This is a genomic window from Haematobacter genomosp. 1 (genome assembly GCF_002196855.1).
In the GTDB taxonomy this organism is placed as follows: Bacteria; Pseudomonadota; Alphaproteobacteria; order Rhodobacterales; family Rhodobacteraceae; genus Haematobacter.
This window is the reverse complement of sequence record NZ_NIPW01000023.1, coordinates 64,876-73,027: the sequence shown is the minus strand read 5'-3', so window position 1 is coordinate 73,027 and position 8,152 is coordinate 64,876. Positions and strand designations below refer to the sequence as shown.

The following is an 8,152-nucleotide window of genomic DNA, read 5'->3' as shown; positions in this document are numbered from 1 at the left end:
ACAGCCTTCGCGACACGACCGAAGCGGCTTGATCAATCAACCGCACTCCCGGGCGGCGGTTGCTGTCCGGGGGTGCGGCCGCGCGGCTATTCTGCATGCGCCGTATGCCACAATTCGAAGCCGACCCTCACCCTACTCTGCTCGGAACTTCAGGAGCCTTTCGGATCCTCGCGTTACTTCGTTTTGCCTGTAAAACGATGCCTTTCCCTACCCTGTTCTCGACTGGCAAAACATGCCTTCGACACAACAGGGATAAAAAATGCACAGCGCCAATCTTTCACGCCGTGGGTTCCTCTGTGCCACCGGCGCAGCGGCCCTGCTGGCAACGGGAACGTCCGCGTTCGCTCAGAGCACCGATTTTTCGTTCATAGCACCCTTCAGCTTTTCGCTCGCATTCGGTGACGTTCTTTATGCCGATGCGATGGGCTTCTACCGCGACGAAGGGCTGAACTTCAAAGCAGAGGCTGGCAAAGGTGCTTCCTTCGCCGCCCAGATGGTCATCGCCAAACAGATGTCCGCGGGCCGCACAGGGGGCACCAACTTCATTCAGTCGCGGGTGGACAACGGCGCGCCGCTTCTGTCCATAGCCACCATCGCGCAACTTTCGCCGTTCTACATCATCTCCTCGAAGGAAAACCCTGTCCGGTCCATGGAGGACTTGGAGGGGCGGACTGTTGGGATGGCCTCGCTCGGTGGCTCGATGGAAGGCACACTCGATTTGCTGATGCGGAGCGGGGGCCATTCCCCCGAGACAGTCAAGCGGGTCAAGGTCGCTGACACCGGCGCCTCCTATGCCCTGATCCAGGCCGGTCGCGCCGGGGCGTTCATTGGAAACACCTCCTCCATGATCACCGCCTTGGCTGCGACGGGGGATGCTGTCGCCATTCCAATGGATGATGGCATGCCCGGGCAAGTCTACGTCGCACATGACGAAGATGTCGCCGCGAACCCAGACAAGTTTGTGGCTTTTTTGAGAGCCACCCATCGCGCCGCTCTCACCATCGCCCAGACGCCAAAGGAGGAACTTGACCCGATCATCGACAGGATCGCCACCCGGTTCGATGTTCTGGGCACAGCGGATCGCGGTGCTGCCCGAGAGGATCTGTATGCCAACGCCCAGAACTGGATCGCGAAGGGTTCGGAGAATGTCCTACGGAACGTTCCCGAGGTCTGGGCGAATGCTGTGTCCATGCTCGGTGAGGCGGGCATGATCAAAAAGCCGGTCGATCCGACGAGCCTTTACACCAACGCACTTCTGGACAGGGCGCTCGCGTGATGATGCATGATATGGATGTGAAGCCCGCCGAAATCGACATTCGCGGGCTAACCAAGATATTCGGCGAGGGTCCGACGGCCGTTACCGCAATCTCGAATGCCGACCTCGTATTGGAGAGAGGAGAATTCATCTCGCTCCTCGGGCCATCGGGATGTGGAAAGACTACGCTCCTGCGCATCGTCGCGGGTCTTGAAGCGCCTACGGAAGGCAGCGTGGAGATCCGCGGGCTGTCGGTGTGGACCCGTTCCCGCCGCTCCCGCAAGGCGACGCGTCCCGTCTCCATGATGTTTCAGGAGGCGCGGCTTTTTCCGTGGTATTCGGTCGCTCAGAATGTGGCGCTGCCGCTGCGTATCGCGGGCGTCGGCAAGGCCGAACGAATGGAACGCGCGCATGAAATCTGCCGTACCGTTGGCCTTTCGGGGTTCGAAAACCATCGCCCCGGGCAGCTTTCCGGTGGAATGCGACAGAGGGCCTCCCTCGCCCGGGCGCTTGTGACCGATCCGCAGGTACTTCTCCTGGACGAACCATTCGGTGCCCTGGACGCGATGACCCGGGATGCGCTGAACGTCGAACTGATGGAGGTCTGCGCGCGGGCGAAGGTCACAACAATTCTCGTGACCCATTCAATCGTTGAAGCCGCTTTCCTCTCTGATCGCGTCGTGGTGCTTGCCCCTCGGCCTGCTCGAATTACCGGAATCGAGAAAATGGGGTTTCCCCGCCCACGAACCTTGGATCTGCAACGGACTGGCGAGTTTCAGGACATCGTTGCTCATCTCCGCTCAGAACTGACGAGACCAAGCCATGCTTAACTCAAGGAATATCTGGCGGGTCGTTCTGCCCTCCATCGCTGTCATTATCTTCCTCGGCAGTTGGTCTCTCTATGTGCGTATGGCAGATGTTTCGGCCTTTGTTTTGCCATCTCCCGAAGCCATCGCGATTGCACTGGTCAATCTGGTGCAGGATCCTTCCCTGTGGTACCATGTCCGCATCACTGTGACTGAGGCGGCCAGCGGCTTCATGATAGCGGTCGCGCTCGGGCTGACGCTCGGCTTCGTGATGGCGCGGGTTCCGCCGGTGGAATGGGCAGCCAAACCGTTCATCGTGCTTCTTCAGCTTGTACCGAAAATCGCACTGGCGCCGCTTTTCATCCTCTGGTTCGGGTTCGGGCTTGAATCGAAGATCGTCATCGCTGCGGCTCTTGCCTTTTTTCCTATATTCTCCAACGCTCTGATCGCCTTCAAGTCGGTGGACAAGGGCGACAGTGACGTCATGGTCATGCTTCAGGCCTCGCCGCTTCAGCGGCTCATGATGCTGGAGCTGCCGACCGCCCTTCCAGTCGTGTTGACCGGTATGGAAGTCTCGGTCGTGATGGCGATGATTGGTGCGATCGTGGGCGAGTTTATCGGAGGAAGCGAAGGACTGGGTTACTTGGCGGTGAAATACCTTCAGGAACTCTCCGTTCCGAACCTCTTTGCCGTGATTGTGGTTCTGACGATGGTGGGACTGACGCTCTATCTGATGATCGGTCGGCTGCGTGCGTGGTTTGCGCCATGGCACGGTGCAACCGGGGCGCAGCCCCACTGATAAGCGCTCGTCCCCGGGATCGATCGGCTTTCCGGGGACGCTTGGCGCCTGCATGCTGTCGAGATAGCTTTCAGTCGCACGGGCGTTCGCACATGCTCTTATCCAGCGAGCGCAAGCCTCCTAGTTCGATTTTTCACTATCCGGGTGGGTCGAACAAGTGGGCGTAGTGCAGAACTTGTCTGATTGCGCAACCGTGTTTCGATACACCTGAGATTCCATCAGACCGTTCGCTGCCGGTTTCTGGTCTGCAGGGTGGGGATCATTATTACGAACGCACTCCTTCGTGGAGCTATCGCAGCTCTACAGTAACAGCTGACCGTAGGGTGGAGGTAACTAACGTCCCCATGGACCAAAAAAAAGGAACCGCTCTGGCAAATACGCAGCGGTGGTGATCCTTTGTCTTGTCCATGGTTCACGGCCAGTACAGGGATCTTCTCCGTTGAATATCGTTGCTGACCGGATCACCTGTACCACCATCAATACCGCCAAGCCGAAGACGCGGCAGCCGAGGCTCTGGCCAAATACACCACGGAAGAGTTATTCTGGAAAACCCGCTCTCCTGGGCGTATCTAGAGGGAGGCTATTGTGGTGGTTCCGTCACGGGAGTCGGGACCCAGCCAATTGTCAGTGATCGTTACGATGTCGCGGAGCAGCGCTCTTCGATCAGCCGCAAATAGGGACACTCTCGACCCTCTGCTCGCGGCTACCTATCCCGAGGCGGGGCGTCATGAAAACGGTTCTTCTGAACCGTGATTGCAGCAGAGTAGTATTGCGGACCGGCGCACAACGCCGGACCTCAATGTACTGCCCCTGAGAAACGGAGGGCATCGTTTTGATCCGCGCCTTTTCTACACCGTCAGATCCACTTCCATATCCAGGAACGGTGCATATTGCTGCGCACCAAAGATATCGCCATCTCCCGCCGATCCCGACGGACGTTTGCGCAAGATGGTGAACTTGATCGCATAAGCCGGGTCGTATTCGACGAAATCCGTAAGCCGCGCGGGATCGACCTTCAGCACGCTGCAGACCGTGTCCCGCGTTAGCGCGCCCGAGCGTTTCACCATCTCGTAGGTCGCCTTTTCGCGGAAGATGATGTCGAAGGTGATCTTGTCGGTACCCGCGTTCTTGGACCGGATCGTCTTGGCGAGATCCGAGAGCTTCGTGGTCGTGTTCATCCGATGTCTCCTCAGCCGATCATGGCGGCATGGGTGGGGAAAAGCTCCAGCGGATCGTCCACGGCCATCGTGTGGTTCAGCGTCCAGCGATATGCGGGGCTAGCCTCCAGCACCTCGTCCAGCACGAAGGAGACGCCGCCCGCCGTGCCCTTCACATCCGGCAGCCGCGCGTAGAATAGCTGCCGCGTGCCGGTCATGGTCACCTCCTCCGCCATCTCGCGCGTGGGAGCCACGCCCTGCACGACGATGCAAAGCTCATGCGACGGGCGGTCCCGCAGCGGCTCCATCTCGCCCATGATGCCGTCGCGGCCGAAGACGTTGTAATGCAGCTCCCACCCGTCGGGGCCGAAACGCTCCACCGTCTGCTGGCGCGCCCAGTCGATCGCCGCATCCACATTGGCGATGGTGTAGGGATCGCGGATGCCGGCCATGCCGACGAATCGCTCGCCGACCTTGCCCGAACCTTCCAGCTTCACCCGGATGCCCTGCGACGGCTCAAAAGTCATGCCGGTGACCCGCGTCGTCTTTTCCGACACCTGATCGTAGGCGCAATGGGTCATGTCCAGCATCCCGCCCGCCACGAATTCGTGGAACGGGTTGGAGCGTTCGTACATCGCATGGCCCGCAACCGAGGCGACGGTGCAGCGTTGTTCCGGTGCCATGGCGGTCACCTGCACATGGTCCTGCGTGATCTCTCCCATCACGGTTTCCTTGGCGCCGTAGGGCTCAGCGCAGAAGGAGGCGCATTCCAGCACCTTGCCCAGGTAGTAGCTCTGCGCCTCCGGGTAGCCCTTGTGGAGCGCGGCGGCGGCAAAGATCGCGCTGTCGGAGGAACGCCCGCCGATGATCACGTCGCAGCCCTCCTCCAGCAGCTTGACGAAGGGATGCACGCCCGCCATCGCCACGATGCGGGAGGTGGCGTCCAGCTCCTCCTCCGTCAGGTCGGGGCGGGCGTCGAGCCCGGTGACCGGCGATCCGCCGCGGATCTTGGCGCGAACATAGGAGGGATCGACCTCGGAATAGAACCAGCCGAGCTTGAAGGGCGCCAGCCCATGGCGCGCCGCGATGTCGCGGATGATCTGGACATACATGTCCACCCGCGAATTGGTGCCGGTATCCCCGGCCGAGCCGATCATCATCGGCACGCCGATGCGGCGCTCCTGCCAGGCCTTCGGGCTTGCGCAGCTATCAGCGCCGAGCGGCACAGGGCCGATGTCGTCGCTGCCGGAGTCGGCGGCGATGATGTCCGGACGGGCATCAACGCCAATGTGGAAGCTCCGCGTCTTGAGCGGCGCGAAGCCGAGATGGCCGTTGGGGCAGATGATCCTGAGCGACGACATGGAAGCCTCTTGTGTGGTCGATATACCCATTCTCATGCAGCATTCGTGCCAGTCCTGAGTGACGCGAAAAAGCGGACGGAACGCAAAGAGGGGTGCGGCCGGCGGTCGCTGCCTTCGGCCGGCGCTCCCGGCCACGCCACCGCCTGAGCCGCGCGCGCGTCAGGGTCGGGTCAGCGTCAGGGCGATCTTGCCCATGCTCTGCCCGGACTCCAGCAGGCGATGGGCCGCTCGCACCTCCTCCAGCGGAAACACTCGCGCGATGCTGCCGCGGATCCGCCCATCGACCACCAGCGGCAGCACCCGCTCCGCCACCCGGCGGGCAAGCGCGGCCTTCTCCGGCTTCGGCAACGGGCGCAGCGTGCTGCCGGTCAGCGTGAGCCGGCGGCGGAGCAGCGGATCCAGGTCCACCTCCACCCGGGGCCCCTGTTGCAGGGAGATCACCGCGCAGCGTCCGTCCGGCGCCAGCGCGCGCAGGTTGCGGTCCACATAGTCGCCGCCCACCATATCAAGGATGACATCCACCCCGCGCCCGCGGGTTGTCTTCAGCACGGCGGGCAGGAAATCAGCGGCACGGTAGTTGATCGCGACATCCGCCCCCAGCGACAGGCAATAGGCGCATTTCTCCGCCGACCCCGCCGTGACGATCACCCGCGCGCCCATCGCCTTCGCCCGCTGGATCGCGTGGCTGCCGATGCCGCTGGACCCGCCGTGGATCAGCGCCCATTCCCCCGCCCGCAGCAGCGCGCGTTCGATCAGGTTCAACTCCACCGTCATCGCCACTTCGGGCAGTGTGGCGCCGGCGACGAAATCCAGCGCCTCGGGCAGCGGAATGACATGATCGGCCTCCCCCAGCGCGTAATCGGCATAGCCGCCGCCATGCACTAGCGAACAGACCCGGGCGCCGGGCGAGAGCGCCACCCCCTCCCCCACGGAGACGATGACCCCCGCCACTTCCAGGCCGAGCGTCGGATCCGCATCGGCCGGCACCGGATAGGTGCCGCGCCGTTGCGACAGGTCCGGCCGGTTCACGCCGGCGGCATGCACCCGGATCAGCACCTGGCCGGGCCCGGGCCGCGGCAGCGGAAGCGCGACGATCTCCATCACCTCCGGCCCGCCGGCCGTAGTGCAACGCACGGCCCGCATGGTGGGGGGAAGCGCGGCTGGCACCGGCTGGATCTGCGGGCAGGTGGTCGGAATCATCGTCTCAGGCCTCGGCGGGGGACAGGGATTTACGGAAGGTCAGGTGCAGCCCGACAGCGGCGAGCGCCGAAAGGATCATCACCACGCCGAAGAAGCGGTAGGCGGCAACCGGGGTCCAGATACCCGACAGCATGTATCCGGTGAACAGCGGCGCCAGGATCGCCACGCCGCGATCATGAAGCCCACCCCGGTGCCGCGCAGCACGGTGGGATAGATCGCCGGGCTGATCGCGTAATAGGCCGCCACGCCGCCGTTCGCGCAGATGCCGATGGCAAAGGCCAGCACCACCGCCAGGCTCACGCTGCCAGCACATTGCGCATAGAGGTAGAAGGCCACTCCACCGAAGGCGAGCAACAGGATCGTCGTCACCCGGGGGTGGAGCCACAGCGTCAGCACGCCGTAAAGGATCGCGCCCAGCACGCCGCCGAACTGGATCAACATGGCGATGCGGATGCCCAGATGGGAATCGCCCGTCGCGTCGGTGATGATCTTGGCCGTCCAGGTATTGGCGAAGTAGAAGGCCGAAATCAGCATCGCATAGCCCACCCAGAGCAGGAGGGTGCGCGCCATGAGGTCGCTGGAAAAGATTGCGCGCAGCCCGGCACGCTCCGCCACTTCGGAGTCGCTGGAGCGTGGCGGCAAACGGCAGCCGTCGGATGGCCCATACGTTCGGCGATGCGATTATAGGCCTCCAGCGCACCCTCCGGCCGGCGCTGCACGAGGAAGTCGATGGATTCGGGCAGCATGGTCAGCACGACCAGCGCCATGACCCCCGTCAGCGCCGCGCCAAAGAAGAAGGGTGCGTGCCAGCCGTAGGCCTCCAGTAGCGGCGCGATGGCAAAGCCCGCCAGTGCCGAACCTAGCGGCAGGCCCACGCCGTAAAGCCCCATCACCAGCCCGCGCCGCCGGTCGGACGCGTATTCGGAGACGATGATGTTGAGGCTGGAGATCATCGCCCCGATGAACACCCCGGCCACCGCCCGGATCGCCACCAGCTGCCAGAACGATCGGGCAAAACCCGAAGCCGCCATGGTGAGGGTGATCAGCGACAGGCAGAGGAGGATGTGCCGCCGCCGACCGATACGGTCGGCCAGCGGCGAGATCGCGATCGCCCCGATCGCCATGCCGAAGATCCCCGCGCTGAGCAGGTAGCCAACCTGCGCGTTCGGCAGCGCCCAGATGCGCGCGATGGCGGGCATGGAAAACGGCACGGCGACGACTTCGTAGCCGTCGATCATTGCCAGCAGCACGCAGATCAGGACGATCCTGATCTGGGCAGGGCGCATCGGCCCGCTCCTGATGGCGTCAAGCAATGTCATGCAGTGTCCTCCCTCTCGCGGGCCTCCCGACCCATTTCTCCGCCGCTGGCGACGGGCTCCCGCGTCCATGAGGTGAAAATGCCACATCTTCGAAACCCCTTTTGGGCGATGCGTCCGCCTGGCGGACGGAAGGCGGGGTTTACCGGGTGGGGCAGCGTGTCGATTTGTCCGCCTGGCGGACGCATGGACAGCCGGCGATTGCCGTCCGGGGCGGCGTGGCGCTTTCTGCTCACCGAAAGCTGCCTGCCGAACCGG

At 63.2% G+C, this 8,152-nt stretch carries 8 protein-coding genes; 3 read left to right on the top strand and 5 right to left on the bottom strand.

Features of this window, described 5'->3' with window-relative positions:
* The first annotated feature begins 259 nt into the window (after window positions 1–259).
* From CDV49_RS12180 to CDV49_RS12170, 3 genes are read left to right on the top strand one after another with little or no spacing between them, the layout of a single operon-like run.
* On the top strand, window positions 260–1,276 hold the full coding sequence (locus CDV49_RS12180; protein ID WP_088215701.1) for an ABC transporter substrate-binding protein: 1,017 nt from the start codon (window positions 260–262) through the stop codon (window positions 1,274–1,276).
* Window positions 1,277–1,287: 11 nt separating this feature from the next.
* The gene (locus CDV49_RS12175) at window positions 1,288–2,085 is read left to right on the top strand and encodes an ABC transporter ATP-binding protein (RefSeq protein ID WP_088215713.1); all 798 of its coding nucleotides are present in this window, start codon (window positions 1,288–1,290) and stop codon (window positions 2,083–2,085) included.
* Complete coding sequence (locus CDV49_RS12170) at window positions 2,078–2,860, top strand: ABC transporter permease (protein WP_088215700.1); 783 nt, start codon at window positions 2,078–2,080, stop codon at window positions 2,858–2,860. Before CDV49_RS12175 ends, CDV49_RS12170 begins: the two co-directional genes overlap by 8 nt.
* A gap of 848 nt (window positions 2,861–3,708) precedes the next feature.
* On the opposite strand, the gene CDV49_RS12165 is transcribed toward CDV49_RS12170, so the two are convergent.
* The 5 genes from CDV49_RS12165 to CDV49_RS12145 form a co-directional block, all read right to left on the bottom strand.
* Entirely contained in the window at window positions 3,709–4,038 is a 330-nt protein-coding gene (locus CDV49_RS12165; RefSeq protein ID WP_088215699.1) for a DUF4387 domain-containing protein, read from the bottom strand.
* Between the two features lie 11 nt (window positions 4,039–4,049).
* Entirely contained in the window at window positions 4,050–5,378 is a 1,329-nt protein-coding gene (locus CDV49_RS12160; RefSeq protein WP_088215698.1) for an acyclic terpene utilization AtuA family protein, read from the bottom strand.
* Between the two features lie 159 nt (window positions 5,379–5,537).
* Window positions 5,538–6,578 carry an NAD(P)H-quinone oxidoreductase gene (locus CDV49_RS12155; protein ID WP_179209192.1) on the bottom strand — a complete coding sequence of 347 codons (1,041 nt, stop codon included), beginning with the start codon at window positions 6,576–6,578 and terminating at the stop codon, window positions 5,538–5,540.
* A gap of 78 nt (window positions 6,579–6,656) precedes the next feature.
* Window positions 6,657–7,148 carry a hypothetical protein gene (locus tag CDV49_RS12150; protein ID WP_088215697.1) on the bottom strand — a complete coding sequence of 164 codons (492 nt, stop codon included), beginning with the start codon at window positions 7,146–7,148 and terminating at the stop codon, window positions 6,657–6,659.
* Window positions 7,106–7,897 carry an MFS transporter gene (locus tag CDV49_RS12145; RefSeq protein WP_179209191.1) on the bottom strand — a complete coding sequence of 264 codons (792 nt, stop codon included), beginning with the start codon at window positions 7,895–7,897 and terminating at the stop codon, window positions 7,106–7,108. The genes CDV49_RS12150 and CDV49_RS12145 overlap by 43 nt, the downstream gene beginning before the upstream one ends.
* Between the last annotated feature and the right edge of the window lie 255 nt (window positions 7,898–8,152).

Bases quoted from the DNA above. Each gene is read 5' to 3' on its own strand.
- CDV49_RS12180 (WP_088215701.1), top strand. From the start codon at position 260: ATGCACAGCGCCAATCTTTCACGCCGTGGGTTCCTCTGTGCCACCGGC.
- CDV49_RS12145 (WP_179209191.1), bottom strand. From the start codon at position 7,897: ATGACATTGCTTGACGCCATCAGGAGCGGGCCGATGCGCCCTGCCCAG.
- CDV49_RS12150 (WP_088215697.1), bottom strand. From the start codon at position 7,148: ATGGCGCGCACCCTCCTGCTCTGGGTGGGCTATGCGATGCTGATTTCG.
- CDV49_RS12175 (WP_088215713.1), top strand. From the start codon at position 1,288: ATGGATGTGAAGCCCGCCGAAATCGACATTCGCGGGCTAACCAAGATA.
- CDV49_RS12165 (WP_088215699.1), bottom strand. From the start codon at position 4,038: ATGAACACGACCACGAAGCTCTCGGATCTCGCCAAGACGATCCGGTCC.
- CDV49_RS12155 (WP_179209192.1), bottom strand. From the start codon at position 6,578: ATGATTCCGACCACCTGCCCGCAGATCCAGCCGGTGCCAGCCGCGCTT.
- CDV49_RS12170 (WP_088215700.1), top strand. From the start codon at position 2,078: ATGCTTAACTCAAGGAATATCTGGCGGGTCGTTCTGCCCTCCATCGCT.
- CDV49_RS12160 (WP_088215698.1), bottom strand. From the start codon at position 5,378: ATGTCGTCGCTCAGGATCATCTGCCCCAACGGCCATCTCGGCTTCGCG.